Origin of the sequence: Dyadobacter sp. (assembly GCF_017744695.1) — a bacterium.
GTDB lineage: Bacteria > Bacteroidota > Bacteroidia > Cytophagales > Spirosomataceae > Dyadobacter.
The window spans coordinates 415481-441066 of sequence record NZ_JAGIAS010000003.1; the positions used below are offsets into that span (position 1 = coordinate 415481).

Consider the following 25586-nt stretch of genomic DNA (forward strand, 5'->3'; position numbering starts at 1 on the left):
ATGCAATATAACATCCTTTGGGCCGATGACGAAATAGATCTTCTCAAACCGCATATCATGTTTCTCACCAATAAAGGTTACAACGTTACGCCCGTAAACAGCGGTGCGGATGCGCTGGACCGCATTGAGAATGACCGGTTTGACATTGTTTTCCTCGATGAAATGATGCCGGGTATGACCGGCCTTGAAACGCTCGCGCAGATCAAACAACAGCAGCCGAACCTGCCTGTGGTGATGATCACCAAAAGCGAGGAGGAACATATTATGGAGGATGCCATCGGTTCCAAAATCGATGATTACCTCATCAAACCGCTGAACCCCAATCAGATATTACTTTCTGTTAAGAAGATACTGGACAACAAACGCCTCGTAACCGAAAAGACGACCCTCAGCTACCAGCAGGAATTCCGCAGTCTGGCCATGCAATACCAGGACCGCATTGGGCACGAGGAATGGGCGGATATTTACAAGAAACTCATTTACTGGGAGCTGGAACTCGAAAGCTCCGACGACCAGGGAATGGCCGAAGTTTTCAGCATGCAGAAAAGCGAGGCAAATGCCAATTTTTGCAAATTCATTGAAGATGAATATGAAGAATGGTTGAACGACCCCCGCTCTGACAAACCCATCCTTTCGCACCAGTTGATGAAACAGAAGGTTTTCCCGCATTTGAAAGGATCGAGCGAGCCGCTGTTTTTCCTGTTGATCGACAACTTCCGCTATGACCAGTGGAAAATGATCCAGCCAATTTTGCAGGAGTTTTTCAATATCGAAGAAGAATCGTCGTACTATTCCATTTTACCAACCACAACCGGTTACGCACGTAATGCGATCTTCTCCGGCCTCATGCCGAGCGAGATGGAACGCAAGCATCCTCAGTGGTGGGTTAGTGACGAGAATACTCCGGAAGGCGAAGAAGGCCTGAACAACCACGAGCAGGACTTCCTTCAAAAGCAGCTGGAAATGAACCACTTAAATATCAAGTTTTCATACAACAAGATATTGAATACCAACCAGGGCAAGGCATTGGTGGATACATTCAACAACCTGCTGACGAACCAGTTGAATGTAATTGTCTACAACTTTGTGGATATGCTTTCCCACGCACGTACGGATGTGCAGATGATCAAGGAGCTGGCCCCGGACGAAGCGGCTTACCGCTCGATCACACGGTCATGGTTCCAGCACTCTCCGCTGCTCGATTTCATCCGCAAAGTCGCGGAAAAGAAAGGCCGGCTTATCCTTACAACCGACCACGGAATGATCCGCGTGCAGAAACCGGTGAAAATCATCGGCTACCGCGAAACGAATACAAACCTCCGTTATAAGCATGGCAAAAACCTCGGTTTCGACGACAACCACTTGATGGTGTGCCGCAAGCCGGAGCGCATTTTCCTACCCAAACCGCACGTTTCGACGTCGTATGTATTCACAAAAGAGGATTACTTCTTCGCCTACCCGAACAACTACAACCAGTACGTGAACCTCTACCGCGACACCTTCCAGCACGGCGGCGTGTCGCTTGAAGAGATGATCATCCCGGTGATCGATATGAAAGCGAAATAGGGTAGCACATTAATATACAAAAAGGGCATCTGATCGACTCAGATGCCCTTTTTGTATGACTCAAAACCGGGTTATTCACTCACCGTAATACCGCCATTCTCGCATTTGATCACGCGTGCGGGGAAGCGTTTGAGGAAATCGTGGTTGTGGGTTGCCATTAATATCGCAGTACCGGCATTGTTAATCGTGCGGAAAACCTGCATGATCTGGTCGCCTACCTCCGGATCGAGGTTACCCGTAGGTTCATCGGCAATCAGGATCTGAGGTTCGTTGAGCATTGCCCGGGCTATTACCACGCGCTGCTGTTCACCGCCTGAAAGCTGGTGTGGCATTCTTTTCTGGGCAGTTCCCAAGCCTACTTGCATAAGCACTTCGGCAATGCGTTTTGAGATTTTACCCTTGTCTTCCCAGCCCGTCGCACGTAGCACGAATGCGAGGTTATCCTCGACAGAACGGTCGGAAAGCAGTTGAAAGTCCTGAAATACAATGCCTATGCGGCGACGGAGAAAGGGAATATCGGCCCTTTTGATGTTGTGAAGCTCATATCCGGCCACTTTGGCAGAACCGGTATGCAGCCATAAATCGGCGTATAGTGTTTTCAAAAGCGAGCTTTTACCACTACCGGTCCGGCCGATAAGGTAAACAAATTCGCCCTTGTTGATCTCAAAATGAACGTCGTTCAAAACAGGCCTCTCACCCTGATAAATATCTGCCCTTTCCAGTCTGATTATTGGCTCCGTCGAATCGGTGGTCATAATGTGTTAAATGTAATGATTGGATTGTCGTCGACAATTATCGCGATGCAACAAATCTACAAATCTTGCGGTGCTCTGCACCTCTCTTGTTGAGGTGCAGAGCACCGCAAGATTTGTAGATGATAATAACCGTGATTAAGCGTTACCCTTTTTGTAGTCAGAAAGGAATTTCTCGAGACCGATATCAGTCAATGGGTGTTTCAGCAATGCTTCGATAGCGCTCAATGGGCCTGTCATAACATCCGAACCTACCTCAGCGCACTGGATAATGTGCATTGGGTGACGAACTGAGGCTGCCAATACTTGCGTATCGAAACCGTAGTTTCTGTAAATAGTCAAGATTTGCTCGATGAGGCCGATACCGTCTGTTGAGATATCGTCCAGGCGGCCTACGAAAGGAGAAACGTATGTTGCACCCGCTTTCGCAGCTACCAGCGCCTGTCCTGCCGAGAAGATCAGCGTACAGTTGGTACGGATGCCTTTGGAAGAGAAATATTTCAGTGCTTTGATACCTTCTTTGATCATCGGGATTTTCACCACGATTTTCTCGTCGATCTCTACCAGTTCTTCGCCTTCGCGAACCATTCCTTCGAAATCAACCGAGATTACTTCCGCACTTACATCACCATCCACGATATCGCAGATAGCCTTGTAGTGACGCATTATATTATCCTTACCTGTAATTCCTTCTTTCGCCATCAAAGATGGGTTGGTGGTCACACCGTCCAAAACACCAAGTGCCTGCGCTTCCCGAATTTCGTTCAGGTTCGCAGTATCAATGAAAAATTTCATATTGAAAATTTATTGGTTAGAATATTCCACAAAAGTAGGAAACCCTGAACAAAAGCAAAAAGAAAGAAAGATGGAAAAACCTGAGGCGAAGAAATAAAAAAAGGCAAACCGAGAATCTCACCGCATCGACCACCTACCCTTGCTTCCGTCAGGACCTGGGGGATTCGGAAGGAGCTGGTAGTTCCGATTTGCCGGGTGCAAAGATAAGGACATTTTATTCACAAAAAGAAAACATTCGTGTAACGTTTCCCCTTACTTTTGTGCGAATCAACTAGAAATGAACCAGTATGCCTCGATTATTTTTTTTATTTTTTCTGATTTTCCTCTACTCCTGCTCCCAATCCTCTGACGCATTTCTCCAAAAAGGCAAAGAGCTCATGCAACAGGGCAAGACGCGTGAAGCCATTGAATTCATCAACAAAGCGATCGAAAAAAATACTACCAACGCCGACGCGTTCAATGTCCGCGGCGTGGCTTACTACGAATTGAAGGAGTACGACAACGCGTTACTGGACTTCGCCCAGGCCATTAAACTACAACCCGGCTCTTACCGCCCCTATTTCAACCGCGCATTGCTCTACACGGACGAAAACAAACTGGATTCCGCATTTGCCGACTATAACAAATCGGCCGAGCTCGCGCCTGACACCGCCGACGTTTTTCTGAACCGCGGACAGCTGCTCGTACTCATGGACAAAACACCCGACGCGGTTAAAGACTTTGAAAAAGCGACCCAGCTGGACGCAAATAACAAACAAGCCTGGTACAACCTCGGCAATACCTATTACCGGACGCAGGACTTCAAAAAAGCGACGCTGGCTTTCCGCCAGACTGTGAAACTCGACGGGCAATACGGTAAGGCATTCTACGGCCTCGGCCTTGCGCAGTACAACGACGGCGAAAAAGATCTCGGATGTACCAGCCTGAAACAGGCTCTGAACCTGGGATATAGCGACGCAGCGAACGCATTGGCGCAATTTTGTCAGTAAAAGATGTGTTAAAAGGGTAGCACCGACGGTTAATAAGTGAGCGGTGACGCCTTTGTAACATATTCTTTAATCATCATATTCTTAACCCACTTTGTCATGAGACTTTTAAAGATATTTTTCGGGATCATTTTCGTGGTCTTTGCCTATTTGCAGCTCAACGACCCCGATTCGGGTACCTGGATCGCTATTTACAGCTTTGCCGCGCTCGCCTGCTTCATGAGTATCCGGGGGCTTTGGCCTTCGTGGGTGTTTTATGTGCTTGCCGCAGGATACCTGGTGGGCGCCATCCTGCAATGGCCGCCAGAATTTGAAGGTATTTTCTTTGGTGAAACTGCGATGAGAAGCCTCAACATCGAGCTGGCGCGTGAGTCGCTCGGATTGGGCATTTGCGCGGTGGTGATGGCCGTAATCGGCAAATGGGGCTGATCAATCCCTAAACCATTCGATCTCCTTCAAACCGAATTCGAGTTCTTCCGGCTCGGTAGCTAATTTGACCCGCAACTTCCCAAGCTCGGTCACATTAGTTACCGAGCCGCTTGTTATACTTCCCTTATATAAAAATTTTACATCCTGCTGATAACCATAGAGATGACTAAGATATTCGGCACGAATCGCCTCTTGCTGGTTTCCTGACCTGAGCCGGACATAGTAGGCATCCAGGCATTTGAGCAGCTTGTGAAACTCCTCTGTCAGCGCATATGTCGACCCGGTTTCACGAAATAACGAAGTGGCGTAACTATTCTCGAATTGCGACTGATTGATATTGACGCCGATACCTACAATCGAATGCGCATACCTGGTTCCCTGCAGCGAATTTTCGATCAATACGCCGCAGGACTTGCGGTTATTCATGTAAATATCATTCGGCCATTTCACTTTCGTGTCAGGCACATAGGCGCCCAGGTATGCACGTATTCCGAGGGCCGTGATCTGGCTCACCAAAAATTGGTCCTGAATGCGCAGAAATGTAGGTTTGAGTATGACTGAAAATGTGAGATTTTCACCCGCATTGGCGTTCCAGACGGTCCCGCGCTGACCTCTTCCTTTCACCTGATTATCGGTAATGACAACCGTTCCTTCCTCAAACAGCCCCGCATGTACTATTTCAGCCGCTATGTCGTTGGTGGAATGACAAGTTGGCAGATATATAACTTTTTTACCAATTATTAGCGTGTCCTGTGTAGAGTTGTACAATTTTTTTGTTTTACTTTAGGGTTTTAGAAAAGGAAATAACAACGCATGAAAGAACGCAAAAATAAAGAACTATCCTCAAAAGATCTCACCGAACTGGTTGTGAAGGGCATGACAGAAAAGAAGGGTTTGGACATTGCCATATTAGACCTCAGAAAAGTAAAAAATTCAATCACTGACTTTTTCGTGATTTGCTCGGGGAACTCCGACACCCAAATAGATGCTTTGGCCAACTCGGTCGAAGAAGAAGTTTATAAAATATCCAAAACAGAACCCTGGCAAAAAGAAGGAAAGGCGAATGGAGAATGGATTTTGATTGACTATGTCGACGTGGTCGCACATATTTTCAACAAAGAACGCCGCAAACATTACGATCTGGAAGAACTTTGGGGAGATGCAGAGGTGACATACCTGGAAGACTCCATGGTATAAAGGCCCGCCGGGCGAACATTAGCCCTGCCGGGATTGTTGTTTAATATATTTCCTCTTAATTAAAACGAACGAATGTCTGAAAACGATAACAAAAGGGGGCCACTCAACCCTAAAAGTCCTCAAAAAGGATATCAAGGTTGGATAATAGCCGCTCTGATCGCTACTATACTAGGAATCACGTACCTTAACCGCACATCGACAATCCGCGAAACCACTCAGAAGCGTTTCGAAAAAATGATGGCCGACAAGGAGGTGGAGCGCGTAACCATTGTGAATGACAAATCGGTGGAGGTTACGCTCAAACCCGAGGCGCTCAAACTCGACAAATACAGGGTTGTTGCAAAGGAAAATAACTATTTCGGCGGGGAAAGTGCTTCCCACTACCAGTTTCAGGTAACATCGGCGGAAACCTTCAAGAAGGATTTTGATAAGATGCAGGAAGGCGTTCCCGACGATGACAAGGTGCCTTTCGTGGTAGATACCCGCAACGACTGGACCAGTTTCCTCGGAACCTGGGGCTTTTTCATTGTTATGATCCTGGTGATGTACTTCATCCTCGGCAGAATGTCCGGCGGTGTTGGTCCCGGTGGCCAGATTTTCAACATCGGCCGCTCCCGCGCGACGCTTTTCGATGCGGAAAACAAAGTTAAAATCACATTTAACGACGTAGCGGGCCTCGATGAAGCGAAAGAAGAGATCAAGGAAATTGTAGAATACCTCCAAAGCCCCGACAAATTCAAGAAACTCGGGGCCAAAATTCCGAAAGGTGCATTGCTTGTAGGCCCTCCGGGAACGGGTAAAACGTTGCTCGCGAAAGCAGTAGCCGGTGAAGCAGGCGTACCATTCTTCTCACTTTCAGGTTCCGACTTTGTGGAAATGTTCGTGGGTGTGGGTGCGGCGCGTGTGCGCGACCTCTTCAAACAAGCGAAAGAAAAAGCGCCTTGTATCATCTTCATCGATGAGATCGACGCTGTAGGCCGCTCGCGTGGCCGTGGTGCCATGCCCGGTTCCAACGACGAACGCGAAAATACATTGAACTCCCTGCTCGTGGAAATGGACGGTTTCGCAACCGACTCCGGTATCATTATCGTAGCAGCTACCAACCGCCCCGACGTCCTCGACCCTGCGTTGCTGCGTCCGGGACGTTTTGACCGCCAGATTTCTGTTGATAAGCCGGATGTGATCGGTCGTGAGGCGATTTTCAAAGTGCATTTGAAGCCATTGAAACTGGCTACCGATGTTAATATCCAGAAATTATCTTCTCAAACCCCTGGCTTTGCCGGTGCGGAAATCGCGAACGTTTGTAATGAGGCCGCATTGATCGCCGCCCGTCGCAACCGCGAGGAAGTGACCATGCAGGATTTCCAGGATGCGATGGACCGTGTAATTGGTGGTTTGGAAAAGAAAAACAAACTGATTTCACCGGAAGAGAAACAAATCGTGGCATACCACGAGGCAGGTCACGCAGTGGCCGGCTGGTTCCTCGAACACGCCGATCCTTTGGTGAAAGTGTCGATCGTACCGCGTGGTGTGGCGGCATTGGGTTACGCACAATATCTCCCGCGTGAGCAGTATCTGTACCGTACCGAGCAGCTGTTCGATGAAATGTGTATGACATTGGGCGGCCGTGCGGCGGAAGATGTAGTATTCGGTAAGATTTCAACCGGCGCATTGAGCGATCTGGAACGCGTAACGAAAGTAGCGTACAGCATGGTGACCATGTACGGTATGAATGAGCGTATCGGGAACATTTCATTCTATGATTCGAAACAGACCGACTATGCGTTCACCAAACCATATTCAGAATCAACTTCACAGGCGATCGACGAAGAGGTAAGAAAGCTGGTTGATCAGGCTTATCAGTTCGTTAAGAACCTGTTGGTTGAAAAACGCGACGCATTGGAAGTACTTGCGAAAGAGCTTCTTGAAAAAGAGATCCTTTTCCAGGCCGACCTCGAAAAGCTGATCGGCAAACGCCCTTACGAGAAGGAAACCAGCTACCAGGCTTATATTAACCGTCGTTCGAACGAAGAAGCGGCGATCCACGAAGAAGTGGTGAAACAGACGCTCGAAAAAGATCGGAAAGAAGAAGAAATGGCAGAAGCCGAAAAAAGCGCCGACAACGAATAGGCACTTTTGATTGAATAAAATAGGGATAGCCGGACAATTCAACCTGTCCGGCTATTATTTTTACAGCATATAGTAAATCGTTTGACCCTAAACCTTCAAAGCATATGCCTTTTGAAATATTCAAACAGCAGTTCGGTGACCTTACCGAATATGTGATACATGAAACCACTACTGAAAACCGCTGCGTAGTCATTCCGGAGCTGGGAGGCATCGTCCGGCAGCTTTCCCTTCGCAAAGGCCTGACGCTCTTCTCGGTTTTGAAAACACCGCCTACCCCGGCAGGACTTGTAGCCGACACCAAAAGCGCCAGCGAACTTCTGTTTCCGTTTGCCAGCCGCATTCCGGAAGGGAAATACAAGTTTTTAGGTAAAGAATACCAGCTGCATAAGAACGAGGACGGTGGCCTGAACGCGATCCACGGGCTGGTGCGTAAAAACCATTTTCACCTCGACGAGCAAGCCATTCATGAGGATAATGCGTCTATTCAGCTATCCTATACGATTGACAACCCAGAGGGTTATCCTTTCCAGGTCCATTTCTCTGTCCGCTATACGCTACATGCAGATGGTCGTTTCGAATTGAAGTATGAGGCTAAAAACAATGGTCAATCGCCTTGCCCGGCGATGTTTGGCTGGCACCCCTACTGGATGCTTGGCAACGAAGACGTGGAGGCATGGAAGATCAATATCCCATCAAAACGCCTGGTAACCTTTAATGAAAACCTGATCCCCATCGGTACCGAGCCGTTTGAGATGGCCATGCCCGCATTACTGCACAGGAAAGAGTTCGACAACTGCTTCATTGTAGAAGCTAACGGTCCGCATGCGGTGACGGAGCTGATCTCTAAAAATCAGAATGTTACCCTGCGAATTGAGCAGGAAACCGGAGAAGGGAAATTCAACTACCTCGTCGTATACACGCCGCCGGCGCGTGATTGCGTCGCCATCGAGGCATTGACGGCCAATGTAGATGCATTCAACACCGGCGAAGGGTTAAATATTCTCGCGCCCGGACACAGCGTTGACGGCGCGATCACGGTCAGACTCACCTGAGGGCCTGTTTTTGTACCAGCTGATTTTATGCCACAGCAGCTTCCAGTGAGTTAGGTACTCAATATGTGCCGCGACAATGGAGAGTTTATCCGACCATTTGTCGCGGTATTTTAGATTATATAGAAAAATCCGCCAGGTTTTGGTCTTCAACGACGGTCGCTCATTCTCCCAGTGGGTTAATATGTCTTTCAAAAAGCCCTCCGAAGGGTAGCTTTCCGCGGCCTTCGTATATTTAACATAGTCCCGGCCACTGAGATAGCCGGCGACGCCCAATGATTCCAGCAACAGTTTATGGAAGCCTTTCGCTTTGGTTACTTTATTAATATATGCCCAATCCATCGAGTCCGCCGACTTGTCGAGTAATCTCAGCAAATCCGCCATATATTTCAGCTTGTCCCATTGTTCGACACCGCCGTGGTGGATCACCATCATGATCAGCTGGATTTCCATGCCTGGCACCCATACAGGTTTCCCCATCATATTAAACGGAACCAGGTTCCGGGCCAATTCATCCCACGTGAAATTGTAGCAATAGCGCGGGTAGGTACAGTTCCATTGTATTTCCAATGATTGCAACAAGTGCTCTTGTACCGGCGTGAGCGGAAGCTGGTAATCGGTATTCAGGTAGTCTTCAACAGCATTCTTCTCTTTCAGCAGGTAATGGCGGTAACGGTCGGCGGCAAAACCCTCTCTAAGGAGAATGTCCAGGCTTTTGGAAACATCTTCTTTCCCGATAAAATAATCAATATCTCCAAACTCCCTCGACACAGGCTTGTCATAAAGCATCCAGGCCCACAATGCCCCTTTCATGGGGAAAGCGTGTACCTGATTATCAATTAACCGATTATACAAACGGACACAAATCCCAAGAAAAGCCATATTCGTAACGGCCTGCCCGAGCGTGAATTCCCGCAGCATCCTGAGCACATGATCCGGAAGTGCCAGTGACTTAGCCTGCACATATTCAAAGGCCAGCGGTCTGATCTGATGCCAGTTGACAAGCGCTGAAAATCTTTGCGGATCAAAGGGTTTATCGTCGATTTCGAAGGACTGATGCCCCAATGGCAACACTGCCGCCTCGATCAGATATGCCAGTTCACGGGAAACTCTGAGCCGTTGCATCCTATTCCGCGATTAATTGTTCACGGATACTTGCTTCCACCCACTTTTCCAGGTTATCGAAACCCTCTGGTCTCCTTCTGCGAAGCAACTCGGCGGACCTGGCGCACTGAATGCTTTGAACAAAGTGCTTTTTGAGGTTATCACCGCTCATAAGCTCCGTAGCCAGGGGAAAGTTGCGCAACATTTCGCCAGGTATTTCGGCCAAATTCATCTGCTGAATCGCAGGTTTATTTCGGGCCTTATGTAGAAAAAATACCTTTTTCAAAGGAACCGGCCGGGTCGGGAACTGCTCCCGGGGATGGTAAGCGAACTTCCTGACACCTTCACTAACCGGTTCAAGGTCTGATTGGTCGTAATGCAGACCACTGACAGTCTTTTCCCATATTTTGAGCTGCGGGTAGGCCGGAACAATCACCGGCTTTCCGGTTTCATCAAACGTAATCGCTGTAAGATCGTCACTTAGCAACCTGCAACCCGCTTTAATAAATGCTGCCGCCGTGCTCGACTTCCCGGCCCCCGGCATGCCCATGAAGCACCAGGCCTCATCGCCCACCTCTACCGAACTCGCGTGAAGCAGAAAGTACTCTTTTTGAAACAAAATAAGGCCTAATGCTTCGCTTACCGTAAACAGGCTGATAACATTAGCCTCCGAAGCAAGGGGAGAAACTACCAGCTCATTACCGCCGGAAGCCTTGAACGACGCTATACCCGCCCAATCCAGATACAATGCATTTTGTTCGTCCTGGCCAAAAAACGCCCTGATTCCTCGTCTGTAAATGGTCGTTGGGCGCATGGCCGGGAGCTCTACGGCACCCTGGCGAATATAAACGTCACTTGTGGAATGCGGATCGCCGTCGGCCAGTTCGGGCAGGGAGATTTCTGAGTGAATATGAAGCCCGAAGGCTGTGTAATGATACATGTGTGTAAAGTACAAATTAAATCATTCCCAAACCCAGAGCCGTTTGTAGGAAACAGTATCCGGCCATCGCCCGATGATAATGTTGCCATTTTGCTCCACCCAGGCATGTGCTTCGAATTGCTTGGTGGGATTAATCTCTATTCCTATTTCCAGGGTCAATGCGGGGGAATTGCGAAGCAGATATTTGGTGGCAAGGGCGCGCGGCAGGCACAAAAGTTCAAATGGCAGCAAATTTGCCGCGGTATCCACCGCCCAAACAGTCCGCTCCATGGTTTCCGGCGCAGTCTCCTGAACGCGGCTCGGGCGGCTCAGCCGGTGGTACCATTTTCTGAATAGCGAAAAAGGAAGTAAAAGAAGCCCGGCCTTGATCCACAGCAGGCACCAGACAGCCCGCAGGAATATCCATTTCTCCGGCCCGGACAAGCTCCGCCATTTCCCTATCAGCTTACCGATTTTGCCCAAAATCTATTTGATTATTTCAACCAGTCTCTCCGAAATCAAATCCTTCAACAACCCGTCGATATCACGTTTGCAGGTGTCGGCATCGACGTCATACTCGCTAGTCACCACGTCACACAAAGCTTCGATCGTGTGCGGTCCTTTCTCTAATGTATCCCAGATCAGCACACCCACTTCATCCAGACCGTAATAAGCTCCTTTGCTGTGGTTTAGAATAACAGTTTCCCCTGCAACTTTGGAAGATATCTGTTCTGATGTAAGCTGGTATTTCATTCTGAAAAATTAAATCTGAAAGTATAATGTGCAACCGAATTGTACAAAGTTAGGCATTTTAATCACTCAATCTCAAACTTTATTCCCTGCGCCAACGGCAACGCGGTGCCGTAGTTGATCGTATTAGTTTGACGTCGCATATAGGCTTTCCAGGCATCCGAGCCCGATTCACGTCCACCACCTGTTTCTTTTTCACCACCGAACGCGCCACCGATCTCCGCGCCCGAAGTACCGATGTTTACATTGGCAATGCCGCAATCGGAACCTTCGAAGGACAAGAACCGCTCGGCATCCCGCAGGTCGTTCGTAAAAATCGCGGATGAAAGGCCTTGCGGCACATCATTTTGCAATGCGATGGCTTCCTCGGGATCGCTGTAACGGATCAGGTACAGGATCGGTGCGAATGTTTCGTGCTGGACGATCGCCCAATGATTTTCCACCTCAGCAATACAAGGCGAAACGTAACAACCTGAGGCATACTGGCCTCCCTCCGGCAAGCCGGGTTCCACCACAAATGTACCTCCGGCCTGTCTGATCAATTCCACGGCATTCTGGTAGTGCTCCACTGCCTGTTTATCGATCAAAGGTCCTACGTGAATCCCCGGGTCCAGCGGGTTTCCGATTTTCAATTGACCATAGGCCTTTGCCAGCCGGCCTTTTACCTCTTCCAATATCGATTCATGCACGATCAGCCGACGGGTCGAGGTGCACCGCTGGCCTGCCGTTCCCACTGCGCCGAAAACGATCGCCGGGATCGCTACCTTTAAATCCGCGGTCGGCGTAACGATAATTGCATTGTTACCACCGAGTTCGAGCAGGCTTTTACCCAATCTCCGCGCCACAGCCTCCCCTACCGAGCGGCCCATTGGAATGCTGCCGGTAGCAGATACCAATGCAACCCGCGGATCCTGCGCCAGCCATTCACCCACTGCACGCCCGCCTGAAACAATGCACGATACACCTTCCGGCACATTGTTATCTTTTAAAACATCCTGAATAATATGCTGGCAGGCAATGGCTGTAAGAGGTGTTTTTTCCGAAGGCTTCCACACGCACACATTCCCGCATACCCACGCGACCATCGAATTCCACGACCATACCGCCACCGGAAAATTGAATGCCGAAATAATCCCTACCACGCCCAGTGGATGCCATTGCTCGTACATACGGTGCTGCGGGCGCTCGCTGTGCATGGTAAGGCCGTACAACTGGCGGGAAAGCCCTGTCGCAAAGTCGCAGATATCGATCATCTCCTGGACCTCCCCGAGCCCCTCTTGCAAGCTTTTGCCCATTTCATAACTAACGAGCGTGCCGAGTTCCTGTTTGTACTCTCGCAGCTTCGCGCCCATTTGCCTTACGATTTCGCCGCGTTTGGGTGCCGGTATACTTCGCCAGGTTTTGAATGCCAACGACGCCGCTTCCAGCGCACGATCATAGTCTGCCCGTGCGCTATGTGTTACCGCTCCGATTCTTTTTCCATCCACCGGAGAAAACGATTCCAGCAACTCTCCGCCACCTTGCCAGCCCAACTGCCCGGTAGTTACGCCATTATTGACGCCGGCAATGCCCAGCTTTTCAAGAATTATATCAATCCCTTTCATACAAACTCAACCTATATTCTGAAAAAACTGGCCATTCATCGTCTTAAAAAAATCATCCAGCACGATGTCTTCCTGCCGGATAAACCCGGTTCCGGGCAGCACGCCGTCGGCCACCATTTCCACAACTGCCGCAATAGATGCCGCCGTAGTCCATGATATGGCCCGCCAATGCTGGCCGTCTATCCGAATGGGATGATAGGCTTGATAAAACTCCTCTCTTTCCAGGTGGCTACCTTTCCAGCCTTCCACCACGGCATATACATACACCACATCCTGCTGCACCGGCGGCTTGGCTTCCGTCAGGATTTCCTCCACCAGCGCCCGCTTGTCTTTCAGGCACAGTTCGTATAGCACAAAACGCATCAAGTTGCAGTGCCCCGGATAACGAATGGTTTTGTAGTTCAATGTATCCACCTTTCCTTCGAGGGTTTCGCACATGGTGGCAAGGCCCCCGGAAGTACTGAATGCCTCGAATTCCTGCCCTTCGATATTGATCATTTCAATGCCTTCCAGCGAGGGTACCATCTTGCGTACTCCATTGTGGATCACCTCGGCATCGTTCAGGTACTCGTTCACCACGCCTGCGGGCGACCACGTGAACGAGTAGCCCATTTGCCCGTTCGGGTAGCGTGGCAATGCGCCTACGCGTAGCTCGATGTCCCTGATTTTGGTAAAACGTTTGGCTAAATCCATTCCTACAATACCTATAAAGCCCGGGGCCAGGCCGCATTGCGGTGCGAGCACGCTACGGCTGTCTTTGGCCATTTCGCGGATCGCGGAAGTAGTGGGAACGTCCTCGGTGAGGTCGAAGTAATGGATGCCTGCCTTGTGCGCACGTTGCGCGATAGGCAGATTGAGGTTATAGGGCATACAGGACACCACCGCGTCGAAACCGGCTAATGCCTGGTCCAGAAATGCACCGTCATTCACGTCCCCGGTCAGCACCTCGAAAGGTAATTGCACAGCTGGTTGCGCTTTATCGACCCCGGTTACCCGAAAACGTTTGCTCAGCAAGGTCGCTACAAGTGAGCCCACTTTTCCCAATCCGATCACAAGTACTTTTTGCATGTATAGTTAAAAATGGTTTTAGTTGAAATTTTTGAAGCTATTTTGAAAGATAGAAAAAGAAATTGCAGTTTTTAAAACTTGCATGTCATTTTTGTAGGACAAAACAGGCATTATGACAATTACCATTGTGGGCGGTGGCGCCTCAGGGTTTATGGCGGCGATTACGGCCGCGGAGACGTTTCCGGACGCTCGCATTACCATTCTTGAAAAGAGCAGAACAGTCCTCAACAAGGTCCGTATTTCGGGCGGCGGCAGGTGTAATGTCACGCACCGGCCCCATGAGCTGCGCCATTTCATCAAAAATTACCCAAGAGGTGAAAAGCTCCTTCGCAGGCTCCTGCCCCATTTCGATGCCGATTCGACGGTCGAATGGTTTGAAAAAAGAGGAATTCAATTAAAAACAGAAGCCGACGGACGCATGTTTCCGGTCTCGGATTCTTCCCATACCATTATTGAATGCCTCGTAAAAGCCGCCCGGAACCTGAACATTGAAATCAAGACGAGCGTGCATGTGGATTCCTTTGAGAAGACGGGCGATACATTCCATTTGAAGGTAATCAATGGAGAACCCATCCTGACCGATCGGCTATTGATTGCCACCGGCGGCTATCCGAGAGCGGAAAGTTTTGAGTGGTTGGAGGAACACCGGCATGGGATTGTACCGCCGCTGCCGTCCCTGTTTACCTTCAATACACCGGAAAACTATCTGCTGCCGCTGGCGGGTGTTTCTGTAAAAGATGCTTTGGTTAAAATAGCGGGCACCAAGCATGAATGGCGTGGGCCATTACTGATTACGCATTGGGGTTTCAGCGGGCCGGCAGTACTGAAACTCTCGGCCTGGGGCGCGCGTGACCTGGCCGAAAATAATTATCATTTCACCTGCCGCATCAACTGGCTGCCGGAAATGAAAGAACAGGAAGTCCGGGACTTTTTGCTTAGCGAGAAAACCAATACTTCGAAACAGCAAATCGCTTCGCATACCCGGTTCGGGTTACCGTCGCGGCTTTGGAAGGCATTTACCGAGAAAGCGGAAATTCCCGACACATTGCGCTGGGGCGATGCCAGCCACAAGGTCCTTAACCGGATGACCGAGTTGCTTACCAACAGCCAATATGAGGTCAAAGGCAAAACTACCTTTAAAGAAGAGTTCGTTACCTGCGGCGGCATTGCATTATCCGACATCGACCCGGACACATTGCAAAGCCGCTCGCTTTCGGGCCTTTTCTTTGCGGGAGAAGTCATGGATGTCGACGGCATTACGGGTGGATTTAATTTCCAGAATGCCTGGACAACGGGCTACATTGTCGGGAAAAATATCGGTCTTTAATCGCCAGCCATGGTGTCGAAATAGGCCCTTACCTTTTTCGCCCGGTCGAGGCCGATAAGGTCCGTGAGCGTTTCGACCGAGCTTTCGCGTATGGCGCGTACCGAGCCGAAATGCTTCAAAAGCTTCGTAGCGGTCACTTTTCCGACGCCCACTACACCTTCCAGCTCGCTTACCAGGCTAGCCTTACTGCGCTTATCGCGGTGGAAAGTGATCGCAAACCGGTGTGCTTCGTCGCGGATCTGCTGGATCAGTTTCAGCGATTCGGACCGCTTATCAATGTATAGCGGCAGTGGATCTTCCGGAAAATAGATTTCCTCCAACCTTTTGGCAATACCTATTATAGGTACCTGTCCATAAATCCCCAGGCTTTTCAATGCATCGCAAGCCGCACCCAACTGCCCTTTGCCCCCGTCGATCACGATCAGGTCGGGTAACGGTTGCTCTTCGGCTATCAGGCGCAGGTACCGCCGGGAAACGATCTCGTTCATGGAAGCGAAGTCGTTCGGGCCGATTACTGTTTTGATATTGAAATGGCGGTAATCTTTCTTCGACGGTTTTCCATCCTTGAAACACACCATCGACGCCACCGGATTGGTACCCTGTATGTTGGAGTTATCGAAACATTCGATGTGCCTCGGCAACGTTTTAATCTGCAAATCGGCTTTGAGACGGATCAATACCCGGTCCTTTTTGGAAGTTGTGGCAGATGCTTCTACCTCACGACGCTCCGTTCTTTCCCTTCTGAAATACATCACGTTCTTCATCGACATATCCAGGAGCTTCTTCTTATCACCGATTTGGGGAACGGTCACTTCGAGCCGCATATCGAGGTCCGGTTTCAGATTTGAAACAAGTTCTTTCGCCTCCGAACCGTATGTAGAGCGCATTTCCACGATCATCATGGCGAGGATTTCCCTGTCGCTTTCGTCGAGCTTTTTCTTGACTTCCAGCGTCTGCGTCGCCACCATGTAGCCCTCCTTGATCTTCATAAAGTTCAGATAGGCGGCTTCCTCGTCGGACACGATCGTAAGCACATCGATATTACCAATGCGCGGGTTAATCACGGTCGCTTTACTCTGGAAATTCGATAAATGCTCGATTTTTGTTTTCCAGGAATGGGCTTTCTCGAATGCCATTTGTTCTGCGGCTTCGAGCATTTTCTCCTTGAAATACTGTTGTGGCAACGACAGGTTTCCTTTCAATATATTATGTACCTGCTCGATCTCCGTATCGTACTCCTCTTCGGCCTGCAAGCCCTCACAAGGCCCTTTGCAGTTGCCAATGTGGTATTCCAGGCATACTTTGAATTTTTTGGCCTCGATGTTCGCCTTCGTTAGCGGCAACTGGCATGAGCGGATCTGGTATAATGCCTTGAACATGTCGAGCAGCGTATGCATCGACCGGAGGTTGGCGAACGGACCGTAAAAAGTGCCTTTGGTACGATCCATATTCCGCGTCGGGAATACGCGGGGGAACGGCTCGTCGGTAACGCAAATGAATGGGTAGGTCTTATCGTCTTTAAGCAGAATATTGAACTTGGGCTGCAATTGCTTGATCAGCTGGTTTTCCAGCAGCAATGCGTCCCATTCACTCAAAACGATAGTAAATTCGATCCGACGGATCTGGCTCACGAGCCGTTTCGTTTTACGGTCGTGTTGATTATTCTTCAAAAAATAGCTCGAAACCCGGTTGCGCAGGCTTTTCGCTTTTCCTACATATATCACCTCGCCGGTTTCATCGAAATACCGGTACACACCGGGATCGAGAGGAATTTTGGCGAGTTCTTCTTTATAATTGAATTCAGACATTGATTGAGATTTAGGACTAAACGGCGCCCCTGTTGAAGAAAAACAACCGCGTCAATTGAAAAGTTGCGTCGCTCACAAGCTGGAATGCCTCAGTTTGTGCGGCATTCAGGTCCATCGGCCGGTTCAAAACCGAAACGGCATAGGTAATACCCACTGCCCGGGCCTGTTCCGGGGTAATCTGCAAAGTACCACAAACAACGGCCAGCGGCACATGATGGCTTTTACAAAGCCCTGCCAGCCCCTTCACGACTTTGCCGGCCAACGTCTGCTCGTCGACTTTCCCTTCTCCCGTGACCACCAAATCCGCTTGGGCTACCAGAGAGGCAATGTTGCATTGCTCCATCACAATACTGATCCCATCTTTCAGCTCCGCATTCAAAAACCACATGCATCCCGCACCAAGACCTCCCGCTGCGCCCGCACCAGGCACCAGACTCACGTCCCGCCTGAATGCGCGCGTAGCTACCTGTGCCAGATTTTCCAGTCCGTGATCGAGCAGCACCACCATGTCGGGGTCGGCGCCTTTCTGCGGGCCGTATACAAATGCCGCACCTTCCTGACCAAACAACGGGTTCGTCACATCGCAAGCGACTATTACGGAAACCAACGCCAGCCGCGAATCAGCATTATGTGTATCGATCGATGCAATTTTCGCGAGCGACTCGCCGTTTGGCAGCAATGTATGCCCCTCCGCGTCTTTGAATGCATAACCCAGCGCCTCCGCCATTCCGATACCACCATCAGTGGTGGCACTTCCGCCGATTCCCAGAATGATCTTTTTCACTCCCCGGTCCAACGCATCGGCGATAAGTTGCCCAGTACCAAATGTGCTCGTCCGAAGCGGATTGCGTTCCTCTGTTTTAAGAAGTCCAAGCCCCGAAGCCGCGGCCATTTCGATGAATGCCACCTGGTGGTCTTCTGAAAGCCCGTAGGTTGCTTTGATCGGCCGGTTCAACGGGTCCATAACAGTTACCGTCACTTCCGAGCCATTGGCCTGCCGGGTTAATATCTTCGAGGTACCTTCGCCGCCGTCAGCCAACGGGATCGCAGTCACTTTTGCGTGGGGGTATGCCTTTTTGACGCCATCAATAACGGCATCGCATACTTCCGCAGCTTCCAGCGAACCGCGAAACTTGTCAGGGGCAACGAGAATATTCACGGGCAAAGGGATAATATTAAATGGGTCAGAATAGCACGCCTTCGTCGTCGGACCTTGATGGCGGAATATAAGTATCGGTACTATCCGTCGCTACGCCTCCGCACTCACGAACGTAATTTTCAGGTTTGGTAAATGGCATTTTGCGGTACTGCACCAGGGTTGGATCAGCGTATACCTTTTGCATAAACAGCCCCCACGCCGGCATCGCAATACGGCCGCCTTGCCCATAGGCAATGGTGCGGAAGTGGATGCTGCGGTCTTCGCCGCCCACCCAGATACCCGACACCAGATTTTGTGTCATACCCATAAACCAACCATCCGAGTAATTCGAAGTGGTACCCGTTTTGGCTGCGATCTCATTCCCTTCGGTCACGCCGTACTGACGTAAACGGCCGGCTGTTCCTCCCGGATCTTCCACCGCGCCACGCATCAGGTACAACATATTATAGGCCATATTGGCACTGATTTCCTGGTTCTGTTTCTGGAAGAATTCCTGCAATACATTCCCGTAACGGTCTTCAATGCGCAGGATTGTCATCGGCTCCGTCCGGTGGCCTCCATTGGCAAATGCGCAATAGGCACCCACCATTTCATACACCGAAACATCGCTGATACCCAAACAAAGCGATGGCACCTCCTGCAATTTGGAAGTAATACCCAGCTTATGTGCATATTCCACAACCGCCTTTGGCCGTACCATTTTCATCAGGTAAGCACTCACGGTATTCACCGATTTACCCAATGCCTGCCGCAACGACAGTGACTGATAGGAATACTTGTTATTGGAGTTTTTCGGTGACCATCCGCCCGGTACGCCATCGGAGAGCCCGAAGTAAACCGGCTGGTCGGTCACATGATCACAAGGAGTGAGGAAATTTTTATCCAATGCCGAAACATACACGAACGGCTTGAAAGTAGAGCCCGGTTGCCGGGATCCCTGTTTTACGTGATCGTATTTGAAATATTTGAAATTAATACCTCCTACCCACGCCTTCACGTGCCCGTTACGCGGGTCCATGGACATCATACCCGCGCGCAGGAAGCGCTTGTAGTACGCTATGGAATCCAAAGGACTCATGGTCACTTCCTTCTCGCCATTCCAGGTAAAAACCTTCATTTTGTAAGGTTTCTTCATGATCTTCCAGGCTTCTTCCTCGCCCAGGTCTCTTTTCAGGGAAATAAAATGCGGGGAGCGCTTTGCGGCAGTGGTGATGAAACCTGGGATTTCCTTGCCATTGTCGAAAGTCCATGGGTTACGGCCTTTCCAGTGCTCGTCGAACAGCTTTTGCTGCGCTTTCATATGCTCGGTCAATGCCGCCTCCTGATAGCGCTGCATACGCGAGTCGATGGTCGTATAAATGCGCAAACCGCTTGTATACAGGTCCAGATCGGTATCATTTTCTTCATTGTAGAGTTTCACCCAACTTTTGAGATAACCGCGCATCGACTCGCGGAAATAGGGCGCCAGACCGGTGTTATGGCTATCGACCGTAAAATTCAGGCCGAGCGACTTCTCTTTATATTTTTCAAAATCCTCCTCGCGGATGTAATCGTACTTATACATTTGCGCGAGCACTGTATTCCTCCGGTTCAATGCATTGGTCGGGAAGCGCAGCGGGTTAAACAACGTCGGGTTTTGCAGCATACCCACGAGCAAAGCCGCTTCGGTGACATTCAGGTCCCAGGGCTCCTTATCGAAATAGGTCTTGGAAGCGACTTTGATACCATAGGTATTATTCCCAAAAGAAACCGTGTTGAGATACATCTGCATGATCTCCTGCTTGGTATACTTTCTTTCCAATACCACTGCGAGCACCCATTCCTTGGTTTTGGCAATCACAATGCGTACTACCGGAATTTTACCAAGCAGTCCTTCATATTCTTCCGAACGGGTATTGAAAAGGTTTTTGGCCACCTGCTGCGTAAGTGTACTACCACCCCCGGAGCTTGAACTCCCGGAAACGACGCCTTTAAAAACCCTTAACAAGCTGCGGGGATCGATACCGGAGTGGTTGACAAAACGGGCATCTTCCGTCGCAACAAGCGCGTCGATCAGGTTAGGGGAAATCTGCGCGATATCGATCGGCGTCCTGTTTTCGAAGAAATATTTACCCAGCGATTTGCCGTCCTCGCTGATAAGCTCCGATGCCAGCTCGCTCTTCGGGTTTTCGAGCGTTTTCAGATCCGGCATGCTACCGAACAACCACAAAAAGTTAAAACTGACGGCAACAATGTAGAATATGATCAGACCCAGTCCCAGGCCAACGAACCGCCAGAGGCGGACAATGGTACGCCGATACTTTCCGGGTTGCAATTCAATCATAGATGTGGGGTGATAGGTTACTGGAAAAGGCAAATATACGATTTCAGCCTATTATCTCTTGCCCATGGACAGGGAATTGAATTCCTGCATTTCTTTCAGACGTGGCAGGTAAATACTGGTAGGATACAGCCGCATAAACTCGGTAATCGCTTGCGCATAAGCCTCCTTACCCCTCACTTTCCCGATCAGGAATACGCGCAGCAATGCGAATTTGTCTTCCAAAGAACTGCCTTTGTAGGACGGCAGGTTTTTCTCGATATCTTCCAGCGCTTTGGTGTAGTTGCCGTCCGCGTACAGTTTGTACATGGCCTCATACTCTTTCGTCGCATTCCCGGATGTACCGCCGGTATCGGTGGATTTATTGACGAGCCGGGCGTAAGTCGACGTCGGGTATTCGCTCAGGAGTTTTGATTTCCAGGATTCCTTCTGCGCAGTATTTTCCTCATTACTCAGGAAAAGCAGGTAATAGATTTCATCCTTATACTGCGTTTCAGGATACTCCGACAGCACGCGTTCGAACGCCGCAATGGCGCGATTGGATTCCTTAAGATCGAACCGGTAGATTTTCCCAAGGTTATAAAGTGCATCCTCTTTCTTCTTCTGGGATACCGCGAATGCCGTATCCGACAGCGGAACATCTTTTTTAAGCAATGCATGCACCTGGTCCCATTCCGGTGTCCCTTTTTTCAAACCTGTATTTTCCTTCTGTGCCTGCGCGACACCGGTGCTGTCGGTACCAGCTCCCGCATTATTCCCTGCAAGGGTCCGCAGCGGGCGGCTGCTTCGACGCCAATCATCTTCCAACGGGCGGTTACCCCAGGTTCTTTTAAAATCTATTTTGCCTTTGTTAACCAATGCGGGGTCAAACAGCTCGAAGCGACGCTCTCCGCCAGTCACCAGCGGGTTTCCTCCACCTTGCTGCATACTGGCATTCTGTGCAGCGATTTGCGCCTTTCTGATCTTCTCCTCCTCTTCAATGCGTTTTTTCTCCTTCGCTTCGATGATCTGGTCGATCTTATTATCGAGTTGCGCGGGGTTCATTTTCGCCAGCCGCTGGAGGCTGTCTTCGGTTGAAACTACAGTGTATTGCGTCACAAAATTGTCCAGTGCCCGTTTTCTGTCCGCTACGAGGCGATATTCAGGCGCTTCCTGCGGCAGAATGGCCAATGCGCTGTCGTAATAGGCTTTGGACATTTCAAAATTTTCCAGCGCTTCGTATTCTATCCTGGCCAGTTGCAGATAGGTGTAAGCCTTTTGCTGCATATTCCCTTTGGACGCCGCCGCCGCTTTTTGCAAGTAGCTTACCGCTTCCGGGATCTGCTTTTTGTGTTCCGCCAGCAAGCCCATCGTGAAATACACATGGTCTTTCAGGTCATCGTTTTTACGGTCACGAAGCATTTTGTCAAAACCCACATTGGAAAGGTCGCGCTTCGGATCCAGTACCACCTCGTTTTGCAGCGAATTCATGTTTGAATAAAAACCGAGGTCGTAGTTGGGTTTGTTCTTGTTGACGCTTTTGTAATGCCGGTTAGCCAGCGCATATTGTCCAAGGCGGTCGTACATCTGCGCTGCCGCGAAATGAATGCGGGCCGTCTCGGTCGACTTTTTCAACAGCGGGAACGTCTCTTCCAGAATGGCAACCGATGTAAGGTACTCGCCGTTTTGCTGGTGCAGATAGGCCTTGGTCAAATAGAAATCACGTTGTGAAGCTTTGCTCAGCGGCTGCTGGCTCAGGTATTCGGCCACACCCAACGCATTGGAATAGTCCTTATGCTCGATATACGCCCGCATCAGTAGGATCAGGGCATTATTTTTGTCGTTCTCATCGCGCCCGTTGGCATATACGTAACGTAATGCTTCCAGGCCATCCGCCCATTGTCCAAGGTACAGCCTCGACTTACCCAAAAGGATATAGCTGTTATCGATCCATTTACTGTTCTGATGCTTTTCAGCCACGATGGAAGCCTTTTTGATCGCATCCTGCAACTTGGGTTTTACTGCCTGAGCGAGGACCGAATCCATAGGAAGCAATATCGGGAGCAACTGGTTATAGTTCTCTTTGTATGCCTTCTTCATTTCGAACTCCGCCTCCGCCATATCCTGCTCGGCCATAAAATAAGCATTATACCGCGCTGCTATGTTATGAAAAGTGATGGCACCCGGTCGAGAACTGTACTGCGAACAGGCAGCCGCGACGATAATCAGGACAAGTAGCGGTAATGTGCGTCGGATATGGGAGGTAAAACGGTCGATCACGAAATTGACTTTATGGGGTGTTCGTCTTTGTGTCAGGTTGCAAACCTAAAACGGCATTTTCAATAAATACGTATCGAAGATAATGCCATTTGCAAAAATTGAAGCAATTTTACCACGATATTCTACCATTGTTTTCCAACCGGGTTTGTAACCGGGTTTTCAACCGAAACGAGGAACTGCTGAATTATGGAAGATCCGAAAAAGCTTCTGGACAAAGGTCAGTCATCGCGCTTCCTGAAATACTCGGGAATGGCGACACAAATGCTGGGTACTATTCTGGTGTTTACCTACGGCGGTTACAGGCTTGACGAATGGCAGCAGAATAAAGTGCCTGTATGGACATTGGTGCTGTCGCTGACCTCCATTGCCGCATCGCTTTACCTGTTGATAAGAAGTTTTACCAAACAATAACTCCTCCCTGCCGACGCACGCGTATGCTACGTACCCTGATCGCAACTATTTTGCTCGGAATTGTATTTTTCCTTGCTCAAAGATTTCACGCCGATTCTTTCCTGCATCCTTATATATGGTACATTCTCGTATTCTTTTTCGGGCTCGCTTTTCTCGTCCATCGGCTCATGGAGTTCGGAATGCGGAACAAGCGTGAGAAATTTGTCACATTTTACATTTCAAGCATCGTTGCGAGGATCATTCTGAGCATCATTTTCATTGCCTTATTTTTGTATAGAGGGCTAACTGATTCATTCCTATTTGTTATCAACTTTTTTGTACTCTATTTATTTTATACATGCTTTGAAATATATGGTTTGTATCGTAACTTGCGCCGCGATTGACAAAGCATAGTATTTCAAGCATTTATGTATACCCATCTGAGACGGTTTTTTACTATCGCCCTTGTAGCGGCAACATGCGTTTTTAACCTCCCGGCCCGCGCCGACGAACCTGCTCAGCACGAGACTGACAAGGTCGCTCAGGCTGTAAACGAGGAAGAGCATAAAATTGAACATAAGCTTGAAGAGCACGAAGCGAAGTTCAACATCGGTGAGATGATCATGCACCACATTGCCGACTCTCACGAGTGGGAGTTCTCGCACGGTGTCGCTATCCCGCTTCCTGTAATTCTTTATTCGGAAGATCGTGGTTTAGAGGTTTTCCTTTCTTCCAACTTCCACAACGAGCACCACGAATACAACGGATACCACCTGGTACACGGTGAATCGGAGCAAATCGTGCCGGTTGACGAGGCTCGTAAAATCTACGACTTCTCGATCACCAAGAACGTAGCTTCGATGCTGATCAGCGCATTGATCCTGATCCTCGTTTTCACAGGCGTTGCCAGCTGGTACAAAAACAGCAAAGGCAAAGCGCCAAAAGGTTTCGCATCTGCGATGGAGGTGATCATCCTCTTCATCCGCGACGAGGTGGTAAAACCAAACGTAGGACCGAAATACGAAAAATACCTGCCATACCTGCTCACGTTGTTCTTCTTCATCCTGATCAACAACATCATGGGTCTGCTTCCGGGATCGGCTAACCTTACCGGTAACATCGCCGTAACCATGACATTGGCAGTGCTGACATTCATCATCGTTCACCTGAATGCGAACGGCAACTATTACAAGCACCTTTTGAGCCCTCCGGGAGTACCTGCTCCGCTCTTGCTGATCATGATCCCGGTAGAGATCGTAGGTGTGTTCATGAAGCCATTCTCGCTAATGGTCCGGTTGTTCGCCAACATTACGGCAGGTCACATCATCCTTTTGAGCCTTTTCGGTCTGATCTTTATTTTCCAAAGCATCGTGATCGCACCGGTAATCTCCCTGTTCGCATTGTTCCTGAACTTCATCGAGATCATGGTAGCGTTCATCCAGGCATTCATCTTCACACTATTGACGTCCATGTACATCGGCACCGCTATCGAAGAGCATAGCCACGATCACGGACACCACTGATTCTGAATCTCTTTTTTATTAATTATATTTTAAAACAACAACAATTATGTTCGCTCAAATTTTGCTTCAAGCTGCTGAACAAGGTGGTGCAGGTCTTGCAGTTTTCGGTGCTGCTATCGGCGCAGGTCTTGCTGCTATCGGTGCAGGTCTTGGTATTGGTAAAATCGGTGGTAGCGCTGTTGAAGGTATCGCCCGTCAACCAGAAGCTGCTGGTGCAATCCAAACTGCTATGTTGATCATCGCGGCTCTTATCGAAGCGGTAGCACTTTTCGCAGCGGTAATCTGTCTGCTTATCTCTTTCAAGCTTTAATAGAGCTTCCCGAAAGGGGAACGCTGCCCCGGCGCGCTAGGCCCGGATGCGGTGCAAAAACATTCTCGTGGGAGCATTAGGCTTCCACGAAATTTTAATAAGAAGAGAGAAGATTTTAGATCGTTCTTACACTCAAAAACT

At 49.5% G+C, this 25586-nt stretch carries 24 protein-coding genes; 10 read left to right on the top strand and 14 right to left on the bottom strand.

The genetic code is table 11. The features are described from left to right. On the top strand, nt 1–1566 hold the full coding sequence (locus J7619_RS13830) for a bifunctional response regulator/alkaline phosphatase family protein (RefSeq protein WP_291199153.1): 1566 nt from the start codon (nt 1–3) through the stop codon (nt 1564–1566). Nucleotides 1567–1637: 71 nt separating this feature from the next. Here the strand turns inward: J7619_RS13830 and J7619_RS13835 are convergent, their stop codons facing one another. Together J7619_RS13835 and fsa are read right to left on the bottom strand one after the other, a co-directional pair. After that, entirely contained in the window at nt 1638–2321 is a 684-nt protein-coding gene (locus J7619_RS13835) for a cell division ATP-binding protein FtsE (protein ID WP_291199155.1), read from the bottom strand. A 135-nt stretch (nt 2322–2456) separates the two neighbouring features. Beyond that, nucleotides 2457–3113 (bottom strand): fructose-6-phosphate aldolase, encoded by a 657-nt coding sequence (fsa, locus tag J7619_RS13840; RefSeq protein WP_106595983.1) that lies wholly within the window; start codon nt 3111–3113, stop codon nt 2457–2459. A 287-nt stretch (nt 3114–3400) separates the two neighbouring features. On the opposite strand from fsa, the gene J7619_RS13845 reads away from it, so the two are divergent. After that, on the top strand, nt 3401–4102 hold the full coding sequence (locus J7619_RS13845) for a tetratricopeptide repeat protein (RefSeq protein ID WP_291199158.1): 702 nt from the start codon (nt 3401–3403) through the stop codon (nt 4100–4102). Nucleotides 4103–4198: 96 nt separating this feature from the next. Then, nucleotides 4199–4528, top strand: coding sequence for a transmembrane 220 family protein (locus tag J7619_RS13850; RefSeq protein WP_291199159.1), 330 nt, complete (start codon nt 4199–4201; stop codon nt 4526–4528). On the opposite strand, the gene J7619_RS13855 is transcribed toward J7619_RS13850, so the two are convergent. Beyond that, nucleotides 4529–5296: a biotin--[acetyl-CoA-carboxylase] ligase gene (locus tag J7619_RS13855; protein ID WP_291199161.1), complete on the bottom strand. Its 768-nt coding sequence runs from the start codon at nt 5294–5296 to the stop codon at nt 4529–4531. Nucleotides 5297–5341: 45 nt separating this feature from the next. Here J7619_RS13855 and rsfS point away from each other — a divergent pair, with 45 nt between their 5' ends. The 3 genes from rsfS to J7619_RS13870 all read left to right on the top strand — a co-directional run bounded on the left by rsfS (nt 5342) and on the right by J7619_RS13870 (nt 8907). Beyond that, the gene (rsfS, locus tag J7619_RS13860) at nt 5342–5725 is read left to right on the top strand and encodes a ribosome silencing factor (protein ID WP_015814482.1); all 384 of its coding nucleotides are present in this window, start codon (nt 5342–5344) and stop codon (nt 5723–5725) included. Nucleotides 5726–5797: 72 nt separating this feature from the next. After that, the gene (ftsH, locus tag J7619_RS13865; RefSeq protein WP_223401324.1) at nt 5798–7855 is read left to right on the top strand and encodes an ATP-dependent zinc metalloprotease FtsH; all 2058 of its coding nucleotides are present in this window, start codon (nt 5798–5800) and stop codon (nt 7853–7855) included. Nucleotides 7856–7959: 104 nt separating this feature from the next. After that, nucleotides 7960–8907: an aldose 1-epimerase gene (locus J7619_RS13870; protein WP_291199167.1), complete on the top strand. Its 948-nt coding sequence runs from the start codon at nt 7960–7962 to the stop codon at nt 8905–8907. On the opposite strand, the gene J7619_RS13875 is transcribed toward J7619_RS13870, so the two are convergent. The 6 genes from J7619_RS13875 to J7619_RS13900 form a co-directional block, all read right to left on the bottom strand. Then, nucleotides 8848–10029 (bottom strand): nucleotidyltransferase family protein, encoded by a 1182-nt coding sequence (locus J7619_RS13875; protein WP_291199169.1) that lies wholly within the window; start codon nt 10027–10029, stop codon nt 8848–8850. The two genes, J7619_RS13870 and J7619_RS13875, sit on opposite strands and share 60 nt — an antisense overlap. A gap of 1 nt (nt 10030) precedes the next feature. Continuing rightward, nucleotides 10031–10948, bottom strand: coding sequence for a serine kinase (locus J7619_RS13880; RefSeq protein ID WP_291199171.1), 918 nt, complete (start codon nt 10946–10948; stop codon nt 10031–10033). Between the two features lie 21 nt (nt 10949–10969). Then, nucleotides 10970–11410 carry a lasso peptide biosynthesis B2 protein gene (locus tag J7619_RS13885; RefSeq protein ID WP_291199174.1) on the bottom strand — a complete coding sequence of 147 codons (441 nt, stop codon included), beginning with the start codon at nt 11408–11410 and terminating at the stop codon, nt 10970–10972. A 3-nt stretch (nt 11411–11413) separates the two neighbouring features. Then, nucleotides 11414–11680: a PqqD family protein gene (locus J7619_RS13890; protein WP_291199176.1), complete on the bottom strand. Its 267-nt coding sequence runs from the start codon at nt 11678–11680 to the stop codon at nt 11414–11416. Nucleotides 11681–11742: 62 nt separating this feature from the next. Then, nucleotides 11743–13281 carry an aldehyde dehydrogenase family protein gene (locus tag J7619_RS13895; protein ID WP_291199178.1) on the bottom strand — a complete coding sequence of 513 codons (1539 nt, stop codon included), beginning with the start codon at nt 13279–13281 and terminating at the stop codon, nt 11743–11745. Nucleotides 13282–13287: 6 nt separating this feature from the next. Beyond that, the gene (locus J7619_RS13900) at nt 13288–14349 is read right to left on the bottom strand and encodes a saccharopine dehydrogenase family protein (protein ID WP_291199181.1); all 1062 of its coding nucleotides are present in this window, start codon (nt 14347–14349) and stop codon (nt 13288–13290) included. A 112-nt stretch (nt 14350–14461) separates the two neighbouring features. Here J7619_RS13900 and J7619_RS13905 point away from each other — a divergent pair, with 112 nt between their 5' ends. Then, nucleotides 14462–15676, top strand: coding sequence for an NAD(P)/FAD-dependent oxidoreductase (locus J7619_RS13905; protein WP_291199183.1), 1215 nt, complete (start codon nt 14462–14464; stop codon nt 15674–15676). Here the strand turns inward: J7619_RS13905 and uvrC are convergent. From uvrC to J7619_RS13925, 4 genes are read right to left on the bottom strand one after another with little or no spacing between them, the layout of a single operon-like run. Further along, entirely contained in the window at nt 15673–17484 is a 1812-nt protein-coding gene (gene uvrC / locus J7619_RS13910) for an excinuclease ABC subunit UvrC (RefSeq protein ID WP_291199185.1), read from the bottom strand. The genes J7619_RS13905 and uvrC overlap by 4 nt on opposite strands. A gap of 16 nt (nt 17485–17500) precedes the next feature. After that, entirely contained in the window at nt 17501–18643 is a 1143-nt protein-coding gene (locus J7619_RS13915) for a glycerate kinase (protein WP_291199187.1), read from the bottom strand. 25 nt (nt 18644–18668) lie between these two features. Further along, entirely contained in the window at nt 18669–20966 is a 2298-nt protein-coding gene (locus tag J7619_RS13920; RefSeq protein WP_291199189.1) for a transglycosylase domain-containing protein, read from the bottom strand. A gap of 51 nt (nt 20967–21017) precedes the next feature. Next, nucleotides 21018–23222, bottom strand: coding sequence for a tetratricopeptide repeat protein (locus tag J7619_RS13925; RefSeq protein WP_291199191.1), 2205 nt, complete (start codon nt 23220–23222; stop codon nt 21018–21020). Between the two features lie 186 nt (nt 23223–23408). Here J7619_RS13925 and J7619_RS13930 point away from each other — a divergent pair, with 186 nt between their 5' ends. Beyond that, nucleotides 23409–23633, top strand: a complete 225-nt coding sequence (locus J7619_RS13930) for an AtpZ/AtpI family protein (RefSeq protein ID WP_291199193.1) — start codon at nt 23409–23411, stop codon at nt 23631–23633. A 26-nt stretch (nt 23634–23659) separates the two neighbouring features. Here J7619_RS13930 and J7619_RS13935 read toward each other — a convergent pair whose 3' ends face one another. Beyond that, nucleotides 23660–23794, bottom strand: a complete 135-nt coding sequence (locus J7619_RS13935; RefSeq protein WP_291199195.1) for a hypothetical protein — start codon at nt 23792–23794, stop codon at nt 23660–23662. Nucleotides 23795–24040: 246 nt separating this feature from the next. Here J7619_RS13935 and atpB point away from each other — a divergent pair, with 246 nt between their 5' ends. Beyond that, a complete protein-coding gene (atpB, locus tag J7619_RS13940) occupies nt 24041–25135 on the top strand; it encodes a F0F1 ATP synthase subunit A (RefSeq protein ID WP_291199197.1) in 1095 nt (364 codons plus the stop codon). 46 nt (nt 25136–25181) lie between these two features. Next, complete coding sequence (gene atpE, locus J7619_RS13945; RefSeq protein ID WP_090150806.1) at nt 25182–25445, top strand: ATP synthase F0 subunit C; 264 nt, start codon at nt 25182–25184, stop codon at nt 25443–25445. The last annotated feature ends 141 nt before the right edge of the window (nt 25446–25586 follow it).

What these genes read in the sequence shown, in the direction of transcription:
- J7619_RS13905 (WP_291199183.1), top strand. Translation starts at nt 14,462, where the DNA reads ATGACAATTACCATTGTGGGCGGTGGCGCCTCAGGGTTTATGGCGGCG.
- rsfS (WP_015814482.1), top strand. Translation starts at nt 5,342, where the DNA reads ATGAAAGAACGCAAAAATAAAGAACTATCCTCAAAAGATCTCACCGAA.
- J7619_RS13920 (WP_291199189.1), bottom strand. Translation starts at nt 20,966, where the DNA reads ATGATTGAATTGCAACCCGGAAAGTATCGGCGTACCATTGTCCGCCTC.
- J7619_RS13830 (WP_291199153.1), top strand. Translation starts at nt 1, where the DNA reads ATGCAATATAACATCCTTTGGGCCGATGACGAAATAGATCTTCTCAAA.
- J7619_RS13890 (WP_291199176.1), bottom strand. Translation starts at nt 11,680, where the DNA reads ATGAAATACCAGCTTACATCAGAACAGATATCTTCCAAAGTTGCAGGG.
- fsa (WP_106595983.1), bottom strand. Translation starts at nt 3,113, where the DNA reads ATGAAATTTTTCATTGATACTGCGAACCTGAACGAAATTCGGGAAGCG.
- J7619_RS13870 (WP_291199167.1), top strand. Translation starts at nt 7,960, where the DNA reads ATGCCTTTTGAAATATTCAAACAGCAGTTCGGTGACCTTACCGAATAT.
- ftsH (WP_223401324.1), top strand. Translation starts at nt 5,798, where the DNA reads ATGTCTGAAAACGATAACAAAAGGGGGCCACTCAACCCTAAAAGTCCT.
- atpE (WP_090150806.1), top strand. Translation starts at nt 25,182, where the DNA reads ATGTTCGCTCAAATTTTGCTTCAAGCTGCTGAACAAGGTGGTGCAGGT.
- J7619_RS13850 (WP_291199159.1), top strand. Translation starts at nt 4,199, where the DNA reads ATGAGACTTTTAAAGATATTTTTCGGGATCATTTTCGTGGTCTTTGCC.
- J7619_RS13930 (WP_291199193.1), top strand. Translation starts at nt 23,409, where the DNA reads ATGGAAGATCCGAAAAAGCTTCTGGACAAAGGTCAGTCATCGCGCTTC.
- atpB (WP_291199197.1), top strand. Translation starts at nt 24,041, where the DNA reads ATGTATACCCATCTGAGACGGTTTTTTACTATCGCCCTTGTAGCGGCA.
- J7619_RS13835 (WP_291199155.1), bottom strand. Translation starts at nt 2,321, where the DNA reads ATGACCACCGATTCGACGGAGCCAATAATCAGACTGGAAAGGGCAGAT.
- J7619_RS13900 (WP_291199181.1), bottom strand. Translation starts at nt 14,349, where the DNA reads ATGCAAAAAGTACTTGTGATCGGATTGGGAAAAGTGGGCTCACTTGTA.
- J7619_RS13895 (WP_291199178.1), bottom strand. Translation starts at nt 13,281, where the DNA reads ATGAAAGGGATTGATATAATTCTTGAAAAGCTGGGCATTGCCGGCGTC.
- J7619_RS13845 (WP_291199158.1), top strand. Translation starts at nt 3,401, where the DNA reads ATGCCTCGATTATTTTTTTTATTTTTTCTGATTTTCCTCTACTCCTGC.
- J7619_RS13875 (WP_291199169.1), bottom strand. Translation starts at nt 10,029, where the DNA reads ATGCAACGGCTCAGAGTTTCCCGTGAACTGGCATATCTGATCGAGGCG.
- J7619_RS13935 (WP_291199195.1), bottom strand. Translation starts at nt 23,794, where the DNA reads ATGGACGAGAAAAGCGAGCCCGAAAAAGAATACGAGAATGTACCATAT.
- J7619_RS13880 (WP_291199171.1), bottom strand. Translation starts at nt 10,948, where the DNA reads ATGTATCATTACACAGCCTTCGGGCTTCATATTCACTCAGAAATCTCC.
- uvrC (WP_291199185.1), bottom strand. Translation starts at nt 17,484, where the DNA reads ATGTCTGAATTCAATTATAAAGAAGAACTCGCCAAAATTCCTCTCGAT.